This is a genomic window from Streptomyces sp. NPDC038280, assembly GCF_055600045.1.
The window spans coordinates 69,789-89,177 of the sequence record NZ_JBVJYZ010000019.1 but is presented as its reverse complement, the minus strand read 5'-3'; the positions used below and the strand labels follow the sequence as shown (position 1 = coordinate 89,177).

Here is a 19,389-nt window from a genome sequence, read left to right as displayed (position 1 = left end):
TTCGTGCGGCGGGGCGCAATGTTTCCCCGTCTGTGCCGCAAGTGCGCAATGATCAATCACTCATGCGCAACAACGCTGCATTAACAAGTGCGATGCCCTGGCCTTAGGCTCAAGCCTCGTACCAGGAGTGGCGGCGACCGTCTGCTCGGCGGTTCCCCCTTCCCCCGTGGGCTGTGTCACAGCGCCCGCGTACCGCCGCAGGTCGCTTCCGTTCGATCCGCAGCGATGAAGGAGCCACCGCAGTGCTCGACCAAGGCACAGCCGCGCCCGCCACCGAGGGTCCGGCGCCCAAGGCGTCCGGGCTCTCCGCTCTCACCCGGCGAAAGCCCGTGGAAAGGCTGGTCGCAGAGGGTGGGCAGGGTGAGGGCGGCAGCCTTCGCCGCTCGCTCTCCATGTGGCAGCTGACCATGATCAGCATCGGCGCCACCCTTGGCACCGGCATCTTCGTGGTCCTCGGCGACGCCGTCCCGCAGGCGGGCCCCGCGGTCACGCTGGCGTTCGTCATCGCCGGCCTCACCGCGCTCTTCTCGGCCCTGTCGTACGCGGAACTGGCGGGCACCATCCCGGTCGCCGGCTCCTCCTACTCGTACGCGTACGCAACGATGGGCGAACTCGTCGCCTGGGTCTGCGGCTGGTGTCTGGTCCTCGAGTACGGCGTGTCGGTGGCCGCCGTGGCCGTCGGCTGGGGTGAGTACCTCAATGAGCTGCTCGACGGCACGATCGGCGTCACCATCCCCGACGTGCTCTCCTCGGCCCCCGGCGAGGGCGGCATAGTCAACCTCCCCGCGCTGATCGTGGTGCTCCTCGCCATGGTGTTCCTGCTGGGCGGCGCCAAGGAGTCGGCCCGCGCCAACACGATCATGGTCGCGGTGAAGATCGGCGCGCTGGCCCTCTTCTGCACCATCGGCTTCATGGGCTTCAAGTCGGGCAACTACGCCGACTTCATGCCGCTCGGTATGGCCGGTGTCAGCGCCGCGGGCGCCAGCCTGTTCTTCTCGTACATCGGCTTCGACGCCGCCTCCACCGCCGGCGAGGAAGCGAAGAACCCGCAGCGTGACCTGCCGCGCGCGATCATGCTGTCGCTGATCATCGTCACCGCGCTCTACGTCCTGGTCGCCGCGGTCGCCGTGGGCGCCTGGAACTGGAAGGACTTCGAGGGCTCCGAGGCCACGCTCGCCGCGATCATGAACGATGTCACCGGCCACGCCTTCTGGGGCACGCTCCTCGCCGCCGGCGCCGTCATCTCCATCGCGAGCGTCGTGCTCACCGTGCTCTACGGCCAGACCCGCGTCCTCTTCGCCATGTCCAGGGACGGCCTCGTCCCCAAGGCGTTCGGCAAGGTCAGCAGGAAGACCGGCACGCCGCGCGTGAACACGGTGATCGTCTCGCTCTTCTGCGGTGTGCTCGCGGCCCTGATCCCGCTGGGCAAGCTCGTCGACGCCACCAGCATCGGCACGCTCTTCGCCTTCGCCCTCGTCAACATCGCGGTCGTCGTGCTGCGCCGGACGCGGCCGAACATGGCGCGCACCTTCAAGGTGCCGCTGGGCTGGCTCTTCCCGGTGCTGGGCTTCTTCTTCTGCGTCTACAACATGTTCAGCCTCGACTCCACCACCTGGACCGTCTTCGGTGTCTGGATGGCGGTCGGGCTCGTGTTCTACTTCGGATACGGCATGCGCCGATCCCGTCTGGCCTCGGCCGAGGCCTCAGCAGAGAAGTGATCCACCCGTAGTGCGACTCAATGACCTCGACGAACGCATCGTCCACGCCCTCGCCGAAGACGCCCGCCGCTCGTACGCCGACATCGGCTCGCTCGTCGGACTCTCCGCCCCGGCGGTGAAGCGCCGGGTGGACCGGCTGCGGGCCGAGGGCGCCATCACCGGATTCACCGTAAGGGTGGACCCGGCGGCGCTCGGCTGGGAGACCGAGGGGTTCGTCGAGATCTACTGTCGCCACAACACCTCGCCCGACGACATCCGCCGCGGGCTGGAGCGATACCCCGAGGTGGTGTCCGCGTCGACCGTCACCGGCGACGCGGACGCCGTCGTCCAGGTCTTCGCCTCCGACATGCGCCACTTCGAGCGCGTCCTCGAGCGCATCGCGGGCGAGCCCTTCGTGGAGCGCACCAAGTCGGTCCTGGTGCTCTCGCCGCTCCTGCGGCGGTTCTCCTCGGGCTCGCCCGCGTAGCACCTCTCATTCGCCCGGATAGGGCACCTGCCAGGGCAGCACCCTGAGGTCGCCGGAGCCGGCCTTGAGCTTCTCGAACGGCGCCGAGCTGGTGCACGGCGGCACCGAGTCCTTGGACGGGTCGTTCGACATCGCCCAGGTGTAGCCGAGCCGGTCCCGCGTGCCCACGTCGTGCACCGAGATGCCGATCCGCTTGCCCAGCGAGGGCTTCAGCGCGCCGTCCGCCCGGGTGACGACACCCGTGACCACGGCGACCTTCCCGCCCGTCATCAGACAGTCGACCTTCACGTCCGCCGACGCGGCGAAGTCGCCCATGTAGTGGCTGAAGCTGAAGGTGCCCGTGGCCTTGCGAGGATCCGCGTTGTCCTTCGCCGCCAGGTGGGCGTCGAACGAGAAGGAGATGTCGTCCCCGGCCGGCCGGTACAGCTTTCCCCTGCCGGTGAGCGAGGCGGCCTCGCGGGCCCCTCCGTCGCCATCCCCCGAGGCGACGGCGGAGCCCGCGGCACCCGCGCTGATCAGCACGGCGGAGCAGAGTGCGACCAGCTTCGTACGGCGGTTCATGAAAGTCCTTTCGCAGGTGAACCGGACAGCCACCACTCTGCCGAGAGGCCCCGCGCACCACATCGCGTCAGAGGACGAGCCCCCCTCCGCCGCGCGGCGGGGACGCGCTACGACCTCCGGGGGAGGCGCACGCAATGAATCATCGCCGCTCCCAGACACCGCGCAATGGATCGACGGTCGGTCCGCAACGGTCGCGCCTTGTCCGGGGAGGAGCCCGAACCGTACCGTTTTGACGTCTCCCCTCACGCTTCCTTCACCGACAGAGGTCTGCCGATGCCGTCGCTGCGCACCGCCCTGCTCCAGAGCTCCGGACAGCCCGGTGATGTGGCCGCGAACCTCAAGGTGCTCGACGCGGCGGCCGGCCGCGCCGCCGCCACCGGCGCCGGGCTGCTGGTGGCCCCGGAGCTCTTCCTGACCGGGTACGCGATCGGTGAGGACGTCCCCCGGCTGGCCGAGCCCGCCGACGGCGCCGGCGCGGCCGCGATCGCCGAGATCGCCGTACGGCACGGGCTCGCGATCATCTACGGCTACCCGGAACGCGACGGCGAGACCCTGTACAACGCGGCGCAGCTGATCGGCGCCGACGGCACCCGCCTCCTGAACTACCGCAAGACGCATCTCTTCGGTTGCTTCGAGCAGACCTGGTTCACCCCCGGTGACCAGCCGGTGGCCCAGGCCGAGCTCGGCGGTCTGAAGCTCGGCGTGATGATCTGCTACGACGTCGAGTTCCCCGAGAACGTCCGGGCGCACGCCCTCGCCGGCACCGACTTCCTCCTGGTGCCCACGGCGCAGATGCACCCCTTCCAGTTCGTCGCCGAGTCCGTCGTCCCGGTCCGCGCCTTCGAGAACCAGATGTACGTGGCCTATGTGAACCGGACCGGACCCGAGGGCGAGTTCGAGTTCGTCGGCCTCTCCACGCTGGTCGGCCCCGACGGCACAGCCCGCGCCCGGGCCGGCCGCGGCGAGGAGCTCGTCGTCGGCGACGCCGATCCGGAGTTCCTGCGCGCCTCCCGCGAGACCAACCCGTATCTGCGCGACCGCCGACCCGGCCTGTACACGTCCCTGATCTGAGCCCCGCTTCTCCTCCGCCTCCCCCTTCAGCTTTCCGTGCAAGGAGTCCGTACCCCATGACGTCCACGGTGCCCACCGCCGTCCAGCACACCGACGCGCAGCCGCCGATCACCATGTTCGGTCCGGACTTCCCGTACGCCTACGACGACTTCCTGGCCCACCCGGCCGGGCTCGGTCAGATACCCGCGACCGAGCACGGCACCGAGGTCGCCGTCATCGGTGGCGGTCTGTCCGGGATCATCGCCGCGTACGAGCTCATGAAGATGGGCCTCAAGCCCGTCGTCTACGAGGCCGACCAGATCGGCGGCCGGCTGCGCACGGTCGGCTTCGAGGGATGCGACCCCTCCCTGACCGCCGAGATGGGCGCGATGCGCTTCCCGCCGTCGTCCACCGCGCTCCAGCACTACATCGACCTGGTGGGCCTGGAGACGAAGCCGTTCCCCAACCCGCTCGCGCCCGAGACGCCGTCGACCGTCGTCGACCTGAAGGGCGAGTCGCACTACGCGACGACCGTCGACGACCTGCCGCAGGTCTACCGCGACGTGATGAACGCGTGGAACGCCTGCCTGGAGGAGGGCGCCGACTTCTCCGACATGAACCAGGCCATGCGTGAGCGCGACGTCCCGCGCATCCGCGAGATCTGGGCCAAGCTCGTCGAGAAGCTGGACAACCAGACCTTCTACGGCTTCCTCTGCGACTCCGAGGCGTTCAAGTCCTTCCGCCACCGCGAGATCTTCGGCCAGGTCGGCTTCGGCACGGGCGGCTGGGACACCGACTTCCCGAACTCCATCCTGGAGATCCTGCGCGTCGTCTACACCGAGGCCGACGACCACCACCGGGGCATCGTCGGCGGCTCCCAGCAGCTGCCGCTGCGCCTGTGGGAGCGCGAGCCCGAGAAGATCGTGCACTGGGCCCCGGGCACCTCGCTGTCCACCCTGCACGAGGGCACCCCGAAGCCCGCCGTGACCCGCCTGCACCGCACCGCCGGGAACCGGGTCACCGTGACCGACGCCTCCGGTGACATCCGTACGTACCAGGCGGCGATCTTCACCGCCCAGTCCTGGATGCTGCTCTCCAAGATCGCCTGTGACGACTCGCTCTTCCCGATCGACCACTGGACGGCGATGGAGCGCACCCACTACATGGAGTCGTCCAAGCTGTTCGTGCCGGTGGACCGGCCGTTCTGGCTGGACAAGGCCGTCGACAGCGAGGGGAACCCGACGGGCCGCGACGTCATGTCGATGACGCTGACGGACCGGATGACGCGCGGTACGTACCTGCTGGACGAGGGCCCGGACAAGCCGGCCGTCATCTGCCTGTCGTACACCTGGTGCGACGACAGCCTGAAGTGGCTGCCGCTGTCGGCGAACGAGCGCATGGAGGTCATGCTCAAGTCGCTCGGCGAGATCTACCCCAACGTCGATATCCGCAAGCACATCATCGGCAACCCGGTGACGGTGTCCTGGGAGAACGAGCCCTACTTCATGGGCGCCTTCAAGGCGAACCTGCCGGGGCACTACCGCTACCAGCGGCGTCTGTTCACGCACTTCATGCAGGACCGGCTGCCCGAGGACAAGCGGGGCATCTTCCTCGCCGGCGACGACATCTCCTGGACGGCCGGCTGGGCCGAGGGCGCCGTGCAGACCGCGCTGAACGCCGTCTGGGGTGTCATGCACCACTTCGGCGGCGAGACCGACGCCACCAACCCGGGCCCGGGCGATGTGTACGACGACATCGCGCCGGTGGAACTTCCGGAGGACTGAGCCACGTTGGGGGTGTGGGGCGGTAGCACTGGTGTGAGAGCGTTCAGCCGCACAGTGTGAGCGGCGTCAGCAGCATCCGCCCCACCAGACCCATGGAGCGGTCGAGGCGTTCAGCGAACTCCTCGGCCAGCTCCGGCACTCCGCCCAGCTCCCACAAGGAGCGCGCCGCGAACCACGCCCCGTCCCTGGCGCGGTCCAGGCTCCAGCAGCCGAGCAGATGCGTGAGCGGGTCCGCGATCTCCAGCAGATCCGGGCCCGGCATCAGTTCCTCGCGGATGCGCTCCTCCAGGAGGACGAGGAGATCGCCCACCCGGTCGAAATCCGCCTCCAGGTCCACCGGCCGGCACTCCAGCGCGCGACAGGTGTCGACCACCGCCCGGGCGAGGTCGTGGCCGATGTGCGCGTTGATCCCGGCCAGGGCGAACTGCAGCGGGCGTACCCCGGGATGACGCCGGTACTGGAACAGCGGCCGCCAGCAGGCGGGCGCGGGGAGGCCCCCGGCGGCCGATTCCACGGCCGAGAGGTAGCGCTCGGCGAAGAGCACGTCGAGCGTGACGGCGGCGTGCCGGTCGCGGAAGAACCCGGCGTCGACGCACCGGTCGAACTCCTCGGTGACCGAAAGATAGACCCGGTTGAAGACGGCGACGCCGTCGTCCGGATGCCACCCCGCACCGAAGGCGCGCATCCGCTCCAGTACCGAGTCGACCGCTGTGCACTGCTCGATCCACGCCATGGGGGCAGCGTCGCAGCCGCTGGGCTCCCGGGGGGTCCCGCCGAGCCCGGCTTCCCCAGAACGGGGGAACGCCCCTACGGTCCCGCGACCGGCTTCTGGTTCTCCTCCTCGCTGTCGTACTGCGAGGTGCCCGCGTCCAGCAGGGGCTCCTGAGCCTTCAGATGGGCCGGGGCGAACGCCCGCAGGACGTGGTAGCCGGTGATCACCACGAGCGTGCCCAGGGCGATCCCGCCCAGCTCGAAGGTGTCCGTGAAGGTGAGCTTCACGCCGCCGACGCCGATGATGATGCCCGCCGCGGCCGGCACCAGGTTCAGCGGATTGCGCAGATCCACCCCGGAGTTGATCCAGATCTGGGCGCCGAGCAGGCCGATCATGCCGTACAGGATCACGGTGATGCCGCCGAGGACCCCACCGGGGATGGCGGCGACCACCGCGCCGAACTTGGGGCAGAGACCGAAGAGCAGCGCGAACCCGGCGGCGGCCCAGTAGGCGGCGGTCGAGTACACGCGGGTGGCGGCCATGACGCCGATGTTCTCCGAGTACGTGGTGTTGGGCGGGCCGCCCACCGCGGTCGACAGCATCGAGGCCGCTCCGTCCGCGGCGATGGCCGTGCCCAGCTTGTCGTCGAGCGGGTCGCCGGTCATCTCGCCGACCGCCTTGACGTGCCCGGCGTTCTCCGCGATGAGTGCGATGACGACCGGCAGCGCGACCAGGATCGCCGACCACTCGAAGCTCGGGCCGTGGAAGGACGGAAGTCCGATCCAGTCGGCCTTCGTGACGCCGGAGAGGTCGAGCCGCCAGTGGTCGGTGACGCGACCGTCCGCGCCCATGGAGTGGATCCTGCCGAAGACCAGGTCGAAGATCCATGAGATGCCGTAGCCGAAGATCAGACCGAGGAAGATCGCGATCCGGGACCAGAACCCGCGCAGGCAGACCACGGCCAGCCCGGTGAACAGCATCACGAGCAGCGCGGTCCACTGGTCCTGCGGCCAGTAGGTGGCGGCCGTGACCGGCGCCAGGTTGAAGCCGATGAGCATGACCACGGCGCCGGTCACGATCGGCGGCATCGCGGCGTGGATGATCCTCGCGCCGAAGCGCCGCACCGCGAGACCGGCCAGGAACAGCACCGCGCCGACCACGAGCACCGCGCCCGTGACGGTGGCACTGGTTCCGCCGGAGGCGCGGATGGCCGCGGCCACGCCGACGAAGGAGAGCGAACAGCCCAGATAGCTCGGGACGGTGCCCCGTGTGGCGAGCAGAAAGATGATCGTCGCGACGCCCGAGAGCATGATCGCGAGATTGGGGTCGAGACCCATGAGGACCGGAGCGACGAACGACGCGCCGAACATGGCCACCACGTGCTGGGCGCCGAGCCCGATCGTCCGGGGCCAGGACAGCCGTTCGTCCGGTCGTACGACAGCCCCGGGAGCGGGTGTGCGTCCGTCGCCGTGCAAGGTCCAGCGCACGCCGAGGTTCATGGGCCGCTCCAGTTCTCCGTGTCCGTCGGCCTGGCGTGGCCGAAAACGATCAGCGCCATGGTAGTGCGCCCCTGGTGGAGGGGGCTCTGCGCGCCGAGCCGACGGCCCGGGGGAGCGTCAGGTCCGGCGCTCGGAAGCGGGAACGCCCGCGGGGATGGCCTTCGCCGGCTGCCGGGCACCGGCGCGCAGGACCCCGGCACCCACCACGAGACCGAACGTCAGCAGGGTCACCAGGCTGAACGACACCACCAGCGAGGTCGCGTCCGCCAGGCCGCCGATCGCCGAGGGGGCGATGAGCCCCGAGGTGTACGTGATGGTCGCGACGCCCGCGATCGCCTGGCTGGGGTGGGGGCCGCTGCGCCCGGCCGCCGCGAACGCCAGCGGGACCACGACGGCGACGCCCAGACCGATCAGACCGAATCCGGCCATCGCGACCGCCGGGTGCGGGGCGAGGACGACCAGGACCCCGCCGGCGGTCGCGACCACCCCGCCGACGCGCACGGTCCGTACGGCTCCGAACCGGTCGACGACCTTGTCGCCCACCAGCCGCGCCACCGCCATCGTCAGCGCGAAGGCGGTCGTGGAGGCGGCCGCGAGGCCCGCCGACGTACCGAGCCGGTCCTCCAGATAGACCGCCGACCAGTCCAGGCTCGCGCCCTCGGCGAACACCCCGCAGAATCCGATCGCCCCGATGACCAGCGCCGACCTCGGCGGCAGTGTGAACCGGGGCGGCGGCTCCTGGTCGGGAGCGCCGCGCAGGTCCAGGACTCCCTGGCAGAACACCGCGCCCAGTACGGTCAGGACGGCGGCCGCGAGCAGGTGGTGCAGCCGGGCGTCCGCGCCGAGGTGAGCGGCGAGGGTGCCGCCGGCCGAGCCGATCAGGGCGCCCGCGCTCCACATGCCGTGCAGGCTGGACATGATCGACTTGTCGATACGGTTCTCGATCTCGACGCCCAGGGCGTTCATGGCGACATCCGACATGCCGGCCGTCGCGCCGTAGACGAGCAGCGCCCCGCACAGCCCGTAGATGTTCGGGGCCAGCGACGGAAGCGTCAGCGACAGCGTCCACAGCGCCAGCAGACCGCGCAGGGCCGCGCGCGAACCGAAGCGGTGGCTGACCGCGCCCGCCAGCGGCATCGCCAGGGAGGCGCCGATCGCCGGGAAGGCGAGGGCGAGGCCGAGCTGGCCCGCGCTGACGCCCGCGTGGTCCTGGATCCACGGAATGCGGGTGGCGAAGCTGCCGGTGACCGCGCCGTGGACACAGAAGATCGCGGCCACGGCGTAGCGCGCCCGCCTCAGCTGCTGGGGGGCGTACGCCCCGGTGGTCGACATGCGGCGTAAACTATCAGGGACCCTGCCTGATAAATAGACGGCAGGGTGATCTGGAAGGATCCCCGGCATGCAGTCCGCATCCCCGAGCACCGCACGGGCCATCAACGACCGCCTGGCCCTGCGATTCCTCCAGCGGGAGGGGCCTTTGACAGCGGGTCAGCTCAAGACGCTGACCGGACTCTCCCGCCCCACCGTCGCCGACCTCGTCGAGCGGCTGCAGGGAGCGGGCCTGATCCGGATGGTGGGGGAGGCGGGTGCCGAACGGCGGGGGCCGAACGCGCGGCTGTACGGCATCGTCGCCGACCGCGCCCATCTGGCGGCCCTCGACGTGCGGACGCGGAGCGTGTCCCTCGTCGTCGCCGATCTGCTCGGCGCCACCCTCGCCGAGGCCACTCTGGCCGTCGACTCCGACGCCGGGACGGAACCGGCCGTCGAGCAGGCAGCCGCGCTGCTGGAGCGCACCGCTCGCGAGGCGGGGGCGGGGCGTCTGCACAGTGTGGGCATCGGCGCGCCCGGGCTCATCGACCCGGCGACGGGGGAGCTGCGGGACTCCACGGGGCTGCCCGAGTGGCACCGCCGGCTCGTCGCGGCCCTGCAGGAACGTCTCCCCGCCACGGTCCTCGTGGAGAACGAGACCAACCTCGCGGCGGTGGCGGAACAGCGCCTCGGCGCCGGCCGGGACCGCGAGGACTTCGTGCTGCTCTGGCTCGACCAGGGCGTGGGCGCGGCCGTCGTGCTCGGCGGCGCCCTGCGGCGGGGGGCGTCCGGCGGCGCGGGTGAGATCGGCTTCCTTCCCGTCCCGGGGACGGGCGGCCTGCCGTCGGCCACGGGCTGCGACGGGGGGTTCCACGCGCTGGTCGGAGCCTCGGCGGTCCGCGAACTCGCCGCGGAGTGCGGCCTCCGGGGCGACGCCGAGCAGACCGTCCGGCACGCCGCGGAGTCCTGCGGGAGCCGCGGGAGCGCACCCGGTGCTCGCGAAATGGCCTTCCTGGACGCCTTCGCCGACCGGCTGGCCGTGGGCGCGGCGGCCGTCGTCTCCGTCCTCGATCCCGGATGCGTGATCCTCGGCGGCGGGATCGGCCACGCCGGCGGGTCGCCCCTCGCCACCCGCGTCGAGTCCCGCCTCGCGGCCCTCTCCCCCCTGCGCACCCTCGTCCGCCCAGCGTCGCTCGACGGCACGGCGGTCCTGCGCGGCGCCCTCCTCACGGCCCGGGAGTCGGCCCAGGACGCCCTTTTCGGTCCGGGCGCCTGACCGGGACGCGGCCCGAAACGACGCGGCGGGACCAGCGGCCGGGAAGGGACGGGCCCCGGGACCCGGCGGCGGCAAGGGCCGTTGGACCGCCGCCGGGCGTCTTGTGCGGCGGCTGCCGAGCGCCTCGCGCTGGGCGCCCCGCCCCCCCCCGCCCCGTACGACCGCGACTCAGGCGGGTCAGCAGGCGCCGAGGTCCTGCCACACGCCCCATTCACCCGTGGTCCCGGGCTCCTCGCCCTTCGTCCACCACTTGGCCTTCCAGGTGTGCGCCTTGTGGGACACGGACGTGCCGCCGCCGTACTCCGCGGTCGCGCTCCACGCCGGGGCCGCGCAGCTGCCGCCCGGGGTCGTCGGAGTCGGCGTGGGAGTAGGCGTGGGAGTAGGCGTGGGAGTAGGGGTGGGAGTAGGGGTCGGCGTCGGGCCGGTTCCGGTGCCCGGCTCGACCACCTTGGCGCCGCGCGTCAGGTCGCCGGCCAGGGCGTAGGTCCTGCCGCCGAAGGTCACCGTCCAGTTCGACGGCGTGGACGTCGGCAGGTAGTAGACGAAGTCCAGCTCCACCGAGGCTCCCGGCGCGAGGGTCTGCCAGGACGGGAGCTTCAGCGAGACACGGTTGTAGTCGCCCTTGAGCCCGCCCACGTTCGAACCCGTGTGGTCGCTGCGGACGATCGTCGTCCCGAAACCGGACTGGTCCTTGGCGTTGGCCGGCGCCGAGGTGGAGTAGTCGAACTGGAACTCCGTACCGCCCGGCAGCGCCGTCTTCGTGTTGTTGGTGATCTTCAGCTTGGGACTGATCGGGTAGTTCGAGTCGCCGAGCGGGAACTGCCCGAACTCCACCCCCACGTCGACCGCGTCCGTCGGGAGCGTGACCGTCGAGCGCTGGGCGCCGTAAGGCGAGGCCGCCTTGAACTTCTGGTACATCGCGTCGGTGAGCGTGGAGCCCGTCTCGTACTGGCCCTTGGCCGCGTTGTACGCGTAGTCGCCCGCCAGCTCCCACACCATCGTGCCGCCGATGCCCTTCGCGACCACGTAGTCGGCCTTGGCCTTCACCGACTGCTCGTCCTCGGTGGAGAGGAAGACCTTCTTCTCGGCGTTCCACAGCCACGGCGCGACCAGCGTCGCGTCGTACTTGCGGGCGTAGGTGCCCGTCAGCCGGGTGGTCGCGGGGAAGCCGTACTTCGTGACGTAATCGCCGACGATCCCCTTCTCCAGGTTCTTCGCGTGCCACATCGGGTTGGAACCCGCCGGGGACTCCGCGCCGTTGGTGTCCTTGTCGTGCCAGAGGTTGTCGATGCCGACGGCGCCGTCACCGCACTTGGTCAGACCCGCGCCCGCCGGGCACGTCGTGGTCGCCGCCTTCCCCCACAGCCCGTCCGTGCCGCCCTGCACGTTCTTGAAGCCGCGGGTGTAGTACGGCAGTCCGATGTTGATGCGCCCGGCCGGCATCGAGCCGCGGAAATAGTGGTAGGCCCAGTCGGTGTTCAGATACCCGATTCCGCCGTACTGGGAGGTCGAGTAGACGCCCGCGGCCGCCAGTTCGGCGTCCTTGCCGTCGTCGAAGAGCGAGGCGTTCGGACCCACGTACTCGTTCCAGGCACCGTGCAGGTCGTAGGACATGATGTTGACGTAGTCCAGGTACTTCTGCATCTGGAACGTCTCCATGCCGCGCAGCAGATAGCCGGACGAGGGCGCGGCGACGGTCAGCATGTAGTGCCTGCCGTCGGCGGCGCCCGCCCGGTCGAGCTTCTCGCGCAGCGTCCTCATCAACGCGGCATAGCCCTTGACCAGGCCCGCGCGGCGCCCGTTGGAGAGGGCGTGGTCCAGCGGGTTGCCGGCGTCCTTCATCGTCGTCGGGTACTCGTAGTCGATGTCGACGCCGTTGAAGCCGTACTTCTTGACGAAGGAGACGGCCGAGTCCGCGAACGTGTCGATCCCGGCCTGGTTGACCGAACCGTCGGCGTTGGTGGCCATCGAGTAGAAGCCGCCGGAGTTCACCCGGTTGCCGCTGTCGTCGAAGTAGCCGCCGGTCTCGGCCCAGCCGCCGACCGAGATCAGCGTCTTGACGTCGGGGTGCTGCTTCTTGAATTTGTTCAGCAGATTGAAGTGACCCTTGTACGGGAGGGCCGGGTCCATCTCCGCGCCGGCGACACCGGGCCAGGTCATCCCGGTGGCGGCGTTGTTCGCGCCGTCCGTGCCGACCGACAGCTTGTTGGCGCCGTCGATGTGCCCGAACGCGTAGTTGACGTGGGTGACCTTGTCCCACGGGATGTCCGAGGCGAGGTAGGCGGGGGTGCCGTCCTTGCCGGTGCGCCAGCCCGTGAAGTAGCCGATGACCCGGCGCTGGTGGTCGGCGCCCATCTTCTCGCGGCCCTCGGTGTCGTAGACCGAGCAGTACGGGACATCGACGCCGGGAGTCCTGTAGAGCCCGTCGGGACGACAGGACTCCTGGTCGGCGGCGTGGGAGACGCCGCCTGCGAGCGAGCTGAGCAGCAGCCCGGCGACGGCCGCGCCGGACGCGAGCAGCACCGCTCTGGTACGGGTGGGGGACAGCACGATCTGTTCCTCCTGGGAGGTGGGGCGGAACACAACTGGCAAGGCGATTGCTTGTGTTGGGCCCCGGTGTGCGCACACCCGGCCCCGTACCTCGGAGGTGACACGGAGATTAAGAGGACTAGACCAGTGCGTCAATAGGTCTGGACCAGTTGAAGGCCCTCGACTACTGTGAGCCAACCCACAGCTACTCGCCCTGATGGCCGACGATCAGTCGTGGCACACTGGCCCTGTATCAGCAGCAGCGCACTCCGGGGTCGGTGTAATTCCGAACCGGCGGTATAGTCCGCGACCCGTCCGCATCCAGCGGCCGGTTGACCAGGTGAAATTCCTGGACCGACGGTGAAAGTCCGGATGGGAGGCAGTGCGCGGCGGGTGTTCCTTTCCGGACGTCGGCCGTCTTTTGCTGGCCGCCGCGCTCGTCGGCGACCGGTGAATCCGGCCTCGGCTTCCCCGTGAAGTGGCGTACCCGCTCTCTGTCGTCATCGACAGGCCCCGGAGTCCGTGCCCGAAGAGGCAGGAGGACCCGGTGGGCACCACAGCCGACATGGACGCCATGCGCCGAGCCATCGCGCTCGCCGCACGCGGACTCGGCTCCACGAGCCCCAACCCGGTGGTCGGGTGCGTCCTCGTCGACGCCTCGGGACACCAGGTCGGAGCCGGTTACCACCAGCGCGCCGGTGGACCGCACGCAGAGGTCCACGCCCTGCGTGAAGCGGGCGGCCTCGCCAGGGGCACAACCGCGTACGTCACCCTCGAACCCTGCAACCACACCGGTCGCACCGGCCCCTGCGCCCAGGCTCTGATCGAGGCCGGCGTCAGCCGTGTCGTGTACGCGGTCGCGGACCCGAACCCGCAGGCCACCGGTGGCGCGGACACGCTCCGCGCGGCCGGGATCCAGGTCGAGCAGGGCGTCCTCGCCGAGGAGGCCGAGGCGGGCAACATCGCCTGGCTCACCTCCGTACGCCGCGGCCGGCCGTACGTCCTGTGGAAGTACGCGGCCACCCTCGACGGACGGATCGCGGCGAAGGACGGCACCAGCCGCTGGATCACCTCGCCCGAGTCCCGCGCCGACGTCCACCGGCTGCGCGCCGAGGCGGACGCCGTGATCGTCGGCTCCGGCACCGCCCGCGCCGACGACCCCCACCTCGCCGTACGGGACATCCCGGGAGCCACCCAGCCGCTGCGCGTGGTCGTCGACACCGAGGCCACCGCCGTGAAGCCCGGCGCCCGAGTCCTGGACGACACCGCGCCCACCCTGGTCGCGGTCGCCGAGGACGCGGTCACCGACCTGCCCGACGTCGTCCGGCTGCCCCGCGCCGACCGGGGGCTCTCCGTACCGGCCCTCCTCGCGCACCTCCACGAGCGGGGCGTCCGCTCCGTACTCCTCGAAGGCGGCCCGACCCTGGCCGGCGCCTTCGTCGCCGCGGGAGCCGTCGACACCGTCGTCGGCTATCTCGCCCCCGTCCTCCTCGGCGCGGGCCCCACCGCCCTCGCCGACGCCGGAATCTCCACCATCTCCGATGCGCTGCGTCTCGACGTGACCGAGACCGTCCGCATCGGCCCCGATCTGCGGATCACCGCCACCCCCAAGGGAGCCTGAGCGTGTTCACCGGAATCGTCGAAGAACTGGGTGAGGTCACCGCCGTCGAGAACCTCGGCGACGCCTCCCGCTTCCGTCTGCGCGGCCCCGTCGTCACCGACGGCGCGAAGCACGGCGACTCCATCGCCGTCAACGGGGTCTGTCTGACCGTCGTGGAGTTCGGGAACGGCGAATTCACCGCCGACGTGATGGCCGAGACCCTGCTGCGCTCCTCGCTCGGCGCGCTGGAGGTCGGCTCCCGGGTCAACCTGGAACGGCCGATGGCCGTCGGGGACCGCCTCGGCGGCCACATCGTCCAGGGCCATGTCGACGGCACCGGCACCATCGTCTCCCGTACCCCCTCCGAGCACTGGGAGATCGTCAGGGTCTCGCTCCCCGAGCACCTCTCCCGGTACGTGGTGGAGAAGGGCTCCGTCACCGTCGACGGCGTCAGCCTGACCGTCGTCGAGGCAGCGGACGACTACTTCACCATCAGCCTCATCCCCACGACCCTCGCCCTGACCACGCTGGGCATCAAGAAGCCCGGCGACCCGGTCAACCTCGAGGTCGACGTCATCGCCAAGTACGTCGAGCGGCTGCTCGGCGCCAACGCCAAGGAGAACGTCAAGTGAGCTGGCTGAACTCCGAGGCTTTCAGCGCCTTCGGGCAGCACATCATGTGGTCCGACATGATCGGCAACACGATCGGACTGATCGCGCTGGCGCTCGGCTGGCGGCGCTCGATACTGACCTGGCCGGCCCAGCTGCTCTCCGGCGTCATCCTCGTCGGGGCCTACGCCTCCGCCCACCTCAGTGGTGGCGTCGGCAAGCAGCTCCTGGTCATCGGTGTCGCCGCGTGGGGCTGGCGCCAGTGGACCCGCGGCCGGCAGCAGGCGCAGGACGGCACGATCGCCGTCCGCTTCGCCACCTGGAAGGAGCGCGGACTGCTCCTCGGAGGTGCCCTGCTCGGCACCGCCGCCGTCGGCGGCCTGTTCACCCTCTACCCGTCGCTCTCCTGGAGCCCCTGGGCCGACGCGTACATCTTCGTCGGAACGCTCGTCGCGATGGTCGCCCAGGCACGCGGACTGGTCGAGTTCTGGTTCGCCTGGCTCCTCGTCGACCTCGTCGGTGTCCCCCTCGCCTTCAGCAGCGGCCTGGCCTTCTCCGGCCTCGTCTACGTGATCTACTTCGTCCTCGTCATCTGGGGTATGCGCGACTGGTGGCTCCGGTCCCGCACCGCTCCCGCTCTGGAAGGAGCACCCGCATGACATCCCTCCCCGTCTGGGACGCCACCGACCTCGCCCTCGACCCCGTCGAGCAGGCCATCCGGGACATCGCCGCCGGCCGTCCCGTCGTCGTCGTCGACGACGAGGACCGCGAGAACGAGGGCGACCTCGTCATCGCGGCCGAGAAGGCCACCCCCGAAATAGTCGCCTTCATGATGAGCGAGTGCCGCGGCCTGATCTGCGCGCCCATGGAGGGCGACGAGCTCGACCGCCTCCAGCTCCCGCAGATGGTCGACAACAACACCGAGTCGATGCGGACCGCGTTCACCGTCTCCGTCGACGCGGGCCCCGCCTACGGTGTCACCACCGGCATCTCCGCCGCCGACCGCGCCACCACCCTCCAGCTGCTGGCCGGAGGCGTGGCCGAGGCCGGCGACTTCGTCCGGCCCGGCCACATCTTCCCGCTGCGCGCCAAGACCGGCGGCGTCCTGGTCCGCAACGGCCACACCGAGGCCGCCGTCGATCTGGCCCGCCTCGCCGGGCTGCGCCCGGCCGGCGCGATCGTCGAGATCGCCGGCGAGGACGGCGTGATGCTGCGCCTGCCCGAGCTCGTCCCCTTCGCCCGCAAGCACGGTCTGACGATCATCTCGATCGAGGACCTCATCGCCTACCGCCGCTCCGCCGAGCCGACGGTCCGCCGCGAGGCCGAGGTGAACCTGCCCACGGCACACGGGCAGTTCACCGCCTTCGGCTACCGCTCCACGGTCGACGGCGTCGAGCACGTCGCCCTTGTCCACGGGGACATCGGCGACGGCGAGGACGTCCTGGTCCGGGTCCACTCCGAGTGCCTGACCGGCGACATCTTCCACTCGCTGCGCTGCGACTGCGGCCCCCAGCTCCAGGCGTCCATGGAACGGATCACCGAGGCCGGCCGCGGCGTCGTGGTCTACCTTCGCGGACACGAGGGACGGGGCATCGGCCTCCTGTCCAAGCTGCGCGCGTACGAACTCCAGGAGCGCGGCCACGACACCCTGGACGCCAACCTGGAGCTCGGTCTGCCCGCCGACGCCCGCGACTACGCGGCCGGCGCGCAGATCCTCGCCGACCTGGGCGTCCGCAGCCTGCGGCTGATGACCAACAACCCCGAGAAGATCACCGCGCTGGTCCGGCACGGACTGACCGTCGAGGGCCGCGAGCCGATGCCCGTCCAGGCCGGTGAGCACAATCTGCGGTACCTGCGCACCAAGCGCGACCGGATGGGGCACGACCTGCCCTGGCTCGACGCGTCCACCTGCGGCAACCAGTAACCACCCCCCATACACCCGAACAGCACCGAGGAGAGACGTGAGCGGCAAGGGCGCACCCGAGCTGAGTGTGAAGAACTGCGGCGACCTCCGGGTCGCGGTCATCGCGGCGCAGTGGCACGAGAAGATCATGGACGGACTCGTCAACGGCGCGCTGCGCGCCCTGCACGAGCTCGGCATCGACGAGCCGACGCTGCTGCGCGTCCCCGGCAGCTTCGAGCTGCCGGTCGTGGCGAAGGTCCTCGCCGGACGCGGCTACGATGCCATCGTCGCCCTCGGCGTGGTCATCCGCGGCGGAACCCCGCACTTCGAGTATGTCTGCCAGGGCGTGACGAACGGCCTCACCCAGGTCTCGATCGACACCGGCGTACCCGTCGGATTCGGCGTCCTGACCTGCGACAACGAGGAGCAGGCCCTGGACCGGGCCGGCCTTGAGGGCTCCAACGAGGACAAGGGCCACGAGGCGGTCACCGCCGCCGTCGCCACGGCCGCCACGCTGCGCACCGTCAGCGAGCCCTGGCGCTGAGCAACGAACTCCACCCCGTACTCTTAGGACCATCATGGCGAACAAAACCTTCGAAGAGCTCTTCACCGAGCTCCAGCTCAAGGCCGAGAACGGCGACCCGGCCACCTCCCGCACCGCGGAACTGGTGGACAAGGGCGTCCATGCCATCGGCAAGAAGGTCGTCGAAGAGGCCGCCGAGGTCTGGATGGCCGCCGAGTACGAGGGCAAGGAAGCCGCCGCCGAGGAGATCTCGCAGCTGCTCTACCACGTCCAGGTGATGATGGTCGCCCGCGGGATCTCGCTCGACGACGTCTACGCCCACCTCTGAGCACCACCCCGTCACACACCACCACCCAGCAACTCCCCGGCACTCCCACGCGAAGGAAGCTCACCTCATGCTGCGCATCGCCGTCCCCAACAAGGGTTCACTGTCCGGACCTGCGTCGGCGATGCTCCATGAGGCCGGCTACCAGCAGCGCAAGGAGTCCAAGGAGCTGGTCCTGGTCGACCCGGAGAACGAGGTCGAGTTCTTCTACCTCCGCCCCCGCGACATCGCCATCTACGTCAGCTCCGGCAAGCTCGACATCGGCATCACCGGACGTGACCTGCTGCTCGACTCCGGCGCCAGCGCCGAGGAGATCCTGCAGCTCGGCTTCGCCCGCTCCACCTTCCGCTACGCCACCAAGCCGGGCACGGCCAAGGGCCCCGCGGACTTCGGCGGGATGACGATCGCCACTTCGTACGAGGGCATCGTCGCCAAGCACCTCGCCGACCAGGGCATCGACGCTTCCGTCGTCCACCTCGACGGTGCCGTCGAGACCGCGATCGAGCTCGGTGTCGCGCAGGTCATCGCCGATGTGGTGGAGACCGGCACCTCGCTGCGCAACGCCGGTCTCGAGGTCATCGGCGAGCCGATCCTCAAGTCCGAGGCGGTCGTCATCCGGCGCACCGGATCCCCCGCCGACGACCCGAAGGTGGGCCAGTTCCTGCGCCGCCTCCAGGGCGTCCTGGTCGCCCGCAGCTACGTGATGATGGACTACGACTGCCGCGCCGAGCACCTGGAGCAGGCCGTCGCGCTCACCCCGGGCCTGGAGTCGCCGACGGTCTCCCCGCTGCACAACGAGGGCTGGGTCGCCGTGCGCGCCATGGTCCCCGCCAAGGAGGCGCAGCGGATCATGGACGACCTGTACGAGCTCGGTGCCCGCGCCATCCTGACGACGGCCATCCACGCCTGCCGGCTCTGAAGGACCGGGACCACCGATGTCAGAGACCTCCCTCCCCGCCCTCCCGGTCACCTTCCGGCCGACCCGCACCCGGGCCGTGCTGCTGACCGTGGGGACGGCGATGTTCGCCGTCATCACCGCCGTCGCGCTCATGCTGGAGAAGCTCGGCCCGGGGGAGCGCGCCAGCTTCATCCTCACGGCGGCGGTCTTCTTCGGCGTCCTTGCGCTGCTGAGCCGCCCCAAGGTCGTCGCGGACGACAGCGGCGTCACCGTGGTCAACATCACCCGGACACGCCGACTGGCCTGGGCAGAAATCCTGCGCGTCAACCTGCGCCCCGGCGACCCCTGGGTGTTCCTCGACCTCAGCGACGGCACCAGCATGCCCGCACTCGGCATCCAGCCCGGGGTGGCCAAGCAGCAGGCCATTCGGGACGCCCGCGCGCTGCGTGCCCTCGCGGACAGCCGCGGCACCGGCGCCGAGAACCAGTAGCTCCCGCCCGAGCCCACCGACCCCGCCGTCCGCCCGGACAGGACCCCAAGGTCCCCCGGACGGGCGTCGACCCCCTGCCGTGGCCGGCGCCGCCGTGATTACTCTTGTCACGGTGGCGCCGAGCGCGCCCCGCTCCGCA

At 70.4% G+C, this 19,389-nt stretch carries 18 protein-coding genes and 1 riboswitch; of the genes, 13 read left to right on the top strand and 5 right to left on the bottom strand.

Features of this window, described 5'->3' with window-relative positions:
* Window positions 1-242 precede the first annotated feature (242 nt).
* Together ACZ7J0_RS29040 and ACZ7J0_RS29035 are read left to right on the top strand one after the other, a co-directional pair.
* Window positions 243-1,718: an amino acid permease gene (locus tag ACZ7J0_RS29040; RefSeq protein ID WP_470892252.1), complete on the top strand. Its 1,476-nt coding sequence runs from the start codon at window positions 243-245 to the stop codon at window positions 1,716-1,718.
* Between the two features lie 10 nt (window positions 1,719-1,728).
* The gene (locus ACZ7J0_RS29035) at window positions 1,729-2,184 is read left to right on the top strand and encodes an Lrp/AsnC family transcriptional regulator (RefSeq protein WP_015032260.1); all 456 of its coding nucleotides are present in this window, start codon (window positions 1,729-1,731) and stop codon (window positions 2,182-2,184) included.
* Between the two features lie 6 nt (window positions 2,185-2,190).
* Here ACZ7J0_RS29035 and ACZ7J0_RS29030 read toward each other — a convergent pair whose 3' ends face one another.
* Window positions 2,191-2,745: a Repetin gene (locus ACZ7J0_RS29030; RefSeq protein WP_470892250.1), complete on the bottom strand. Its 555-nt coding sequence runs from the start codon at window positions 2,743-2,745 to the stop codon at window positions 2,191-2,193.
* A 273-nt stretch (window positions 2,746-3,018) separates the two neighbouring features.
* On the opposite strand from ACZ7J0_RS29030, the gene ACZ7J0_RS29025 reads away from it, so the two are divergent.
* On the top strand, window positions 3,019-3,816 hold the full coding sequence (locus tag ACZ7J0_RS29025) for a carbon-nitrogen hydrolase family protein (protein WP_470892248.1): 798 nt from the start codon (window positions 3,019-3,021) through the stop codon (window positions 3,814-3,816).
* A 56-nt stretch (window positions 3,817-3,872) separates the two neighbouring features.
* Window positions 3,873-5,579 carry a flavin monoamine oxidase family protein gene (locus ACZ7J0_RS29020; protein ID WP_470892246.1) on the top strand — a complete coding sequence of 569 codons (1,707 nt, stop codon included), beginning with the start codon at window positions 3,873-3,875 and terminating at the stop codon, window positions 5,577-5,579.
* A 43-nt stretch (window positions 5,580-5,622) separates the two neighbouring features.
* Here the strand turns inward: ACZ7J0_RS29020 and ACZ7J0_RS29015 are convergent, their stop codons facing one another.
* The 3 genes from ACZ7J0_RS29015 to ACZ7J0_RS29005 form a co-directional block, all read right to left on the bottom strand.
* A complete protein-coding gene (locus ACZ7J0_RS29015; RefSeq protein ID WP_470892244.1) occupies window positions 5,623-6,312 on the bottom strand; it encodes a DUF5995 family protein in 690 nt (229 codons plus the stop codon).
* A 74-nt stretch (window positions 6,313-6,386) separates the two neighbouring features.
* The gene (locus tag ACZ7J0_RS29010; RefSeq protein WP_470892242.1) at window positions 6,387-7,790 is read right to left on the bottom strand and encodes a uracil-xanthine permease family protein; all 1,404 of its coding nucleotides are present in this window, start codon (window positions 7,788-7,790) and stop codon (window positions 6,387-6,389) included.
* A 117-nt stretch (window positions 7,791-7,907) separates the two neighbouring features.
* The gene (locus ACZ7J0_RS29005) at window positions 7,908-9,122 is read right to left on the bottom strand and encodes an MFS transporter (RefSeq protein WP_470892240.1); all 1,215 of its coding nucleotides are present in this window, start codon (window positions 9,120-9,122) and stop codon (window positions 7,908-7,910) included.
* 67 nt (window positions 9,123-9,189) lie between these two features.
* Between ACZ7J0_RS29005 and ACZ7J0_RS29000 the strand changes: the two genes are divergently transcribed.
* Entirely contained in the window at window positions 9,190-10,374 is a 1,185-nt protein-coding gene (locus ACZ7J0_RS29000) for an ROK family transcriptional regulator (RefSeq protein ID WP_470892238.1), read from the top strand.
* A gap of 177 nt (window positions 10,375-10,551) precedes the next feature.
* Here the strand turns inward: ACZ7J0_RS29000 and ACZ7J0_RS28995 are convergent, their stop codons facing one another.
* Window positions 10,552-12,924: a chitinase C-terminal domain-containing protein gene (locus ACZ7J0_RS28995; protein WP_470892309.1), complete on the bottom strand. Its 2,373-nt coding sequence runs from the start codon at window positions 12,922-12,924 to the stop codon at window positions 10,552-10,554.
* Between the two features lie 239 nt (window positions 12,925-13,163).
* Window positions 13,164-13,293: riboswitch (FMN riboswitch) on the top strand.
* Window positions 13,294-13,450: 157 nt separating this feature from the next.
* Here ACZ7J0_RS28995 and ribD point away from each other — a divergent pair.
* The 8 genes from ribD to ACZ7J0_RS28955 all read left to right on the top strand — a co-directional run bounded on the left by ribD (window position 13,451) and on the right by ACZ7J0_RS28955 (window position 19,250).
* On the top strand, window positions 13,451-14,524 hold the full coding sequence (gene ribD / locus ACZ7J0_RS28990; protein WP_470892236.1) for a bifunctional diaminohydroxyphosphoribosylaminopyrimidine deaminase/5-amino-6-(5-phosphoribosylamino)uracil reductase RibD: 1,074 nt from the start codon (window positions 13,451-13,453) through the stop codon (window positions 14,522-14,524).
* Between the two features lie 2 nt (window positions 14,525-14,526).
* A complete protein-coding gene (locus tag ACZ7J0_RS28985) occupies window positions 14,527-15,135 on the top strand; it encodes a riboflavin synthase (protein WP_470892234.1) in 609 nt (202 codons plus the stop codon).
* A gap of 44 nt (window positions 15,136-15,179) precedes the next feature.
* Complete coding sequence (locus tag ACZ7J0_RS28980; protein WP_470892307.1) at window positions 15,180-15,770, top strand: nicotinamide mononucleotide transporter family protein; 591 nt, start codon at window positions 15,180-15,182, stop codon at window positions 15,768-15,770.
* Window positions 15,767-17,035: a bifunctional 3,4-dihydroxy-2-butanone-4-phosphate synthase/GTP cyclohydrolase II gene (locus tag ACZ7J0_RS28975; protein ID WP_470892232.1), complete on the top strand. Its 1,269-nt coding sequence runs from the start codon at window positions 15,767-15,769 to the stop codon at window positions 17,033-17,035. Before ACZ7J0_RS28980 ends, ACZ7J0_RS28975 begins: the two co-directional genes overlap by 4 nt.
* A 37-nt stretch (window positions 17,036-17,072) precedes the next feature.
* Entirely contained in the window at window positions 17,073-17,558 is a 486-nt protein-coding gene (gene ribH, locus ACZ7J0_RS28970; protein WP_469122891.1) for a 6,7-dimethyl-8-ribityllumazine synthase, read from the top strand.
* Between the two features lie 34 nt (window positions 17,559-17,592).
* Entirely contained in the window at window positions 17,593-17,865 is a 273-nt protein-coding gene (locus ACZ7J0_RS28965) for a phosphoribosyl-ATP diphosphatase (RefSeq protein ID WP_468713056.1), read from the top strand.
* Window positions 17,866-17,932: 67 nt separating this feature from the next.
* Window positions 17,933-18,781, top strand: a complete 849-nt coding sequence (gene hisG / locus ACZ7J0_RS28960; protein ID WP_470892230.1) for an ATP phosphoribosyltransferase — start codon at window positions 17,933-17,935, stop codon at window positions 18,779-18,781.
* A gap of 16 nt (window positions 18,782-18,797) precedes the next feature.
* Window positions 18,798-19,250: a PH domain-containing protein gene (locus ACZ7J0_RS28955; protein ID WP_470892228.1), complete on the top strand. Its 453-nt coding sequence runs from the start codon at window positions 18,798-18,800 to the stop codon at window positions 19,248-19,250.
* The last annotated feature ends 139 nt before the right edge of the window (window positions 19,251-19,389 follow it).

Bases quoted from the DNA above. Each gene is read 5' to 3' on its own strand.
- ACZ7J0_RS28955 (WP_470892228.1), top strand. From the start codon at position 18,798: ATGTCAGAGACCTCCCTCCCCGCCCTCCCGGTCACCTTCCGGCCGACC.
- ACZ7J0_RS29025 (WP_470892248.1), top strand. From the start codon at position 3,019: ATGCCGTCGCTGCGCACCGCCCTGCTCCAGAGCTCCGGACAGCCCGGT.
- ACZ7J0_RS28980 (WP_470892307.1), top strand. From the start codon at position 15,180: ATGTGGTCCGACATGATCGGCAACACGATCGGACTGATCGCGCTGGCG.
- hisG (WP_470892230.1), top strand. From the start codon at position 17,933: ATGCTGCGCATCGCCGTCCCCAACAAGGGTTCACTGTCCGGACCTGCG.
- ACZ7J0_RS29005 (WP_470892240.1), bottom strand. From the start codon at position 9,122: ATGTCGACCACCGGGGCGTACGCCCCCCAGCAGCTGAGGCGGGCGCGC.
- ACZ7J0_RS29030 (WP_470892250.1), bottom strand. From the start codon at position 2,745: ATGAACCGCCGTACGAAGCTGGTCGCACTCTGCTCCGCCGTGCTGATC.
- ACZ7J0_RS29010 (WP_470892242.1), bottom strand. From the start codon at position 7,790: ATGAACCTCGGCGTGCGCTGGACCTTGCACGGCGACGGACGCACACCC.
- ACZ7J0_RS28975 (WP_470892232.1), top strand. From the start codon at position 15,767: ATGACATCCCTCCCCGTCTGGGACGCCACCGACCTCGCCCTCGACCCC.
- ACZ7J0_RS28965 (WP_468713056.1), top strand. From the start codon at position 17,593: ATGGCGAACAAAACCTTCGAAGAGCTCTTCACCGAGCTCCAGCTCAAG.
- ACZ7J0_RS29020 (WP_470892246.1), top strand. From the start codon at position 3,873: ATGACGTCCACGGTGCCCACCGCCGTCCAGCACACCGACGCGCAGCCG.
- ACZ7J0_RS29015 (WP_470892244.1), bottom strand. From the start codon at position 6,312: ATGGCGTGGATCGAGCAGTGCACAGCGGTCGACTCGGTACTGGAGCGG.
- ACZ7J0_RS29000 (WP_470892238.1), top strand. From the start codon at position 9,190: ATGCAGTCCGCATCCCCGAGCACCGCACGGGCCATCAACGACCGCCTG.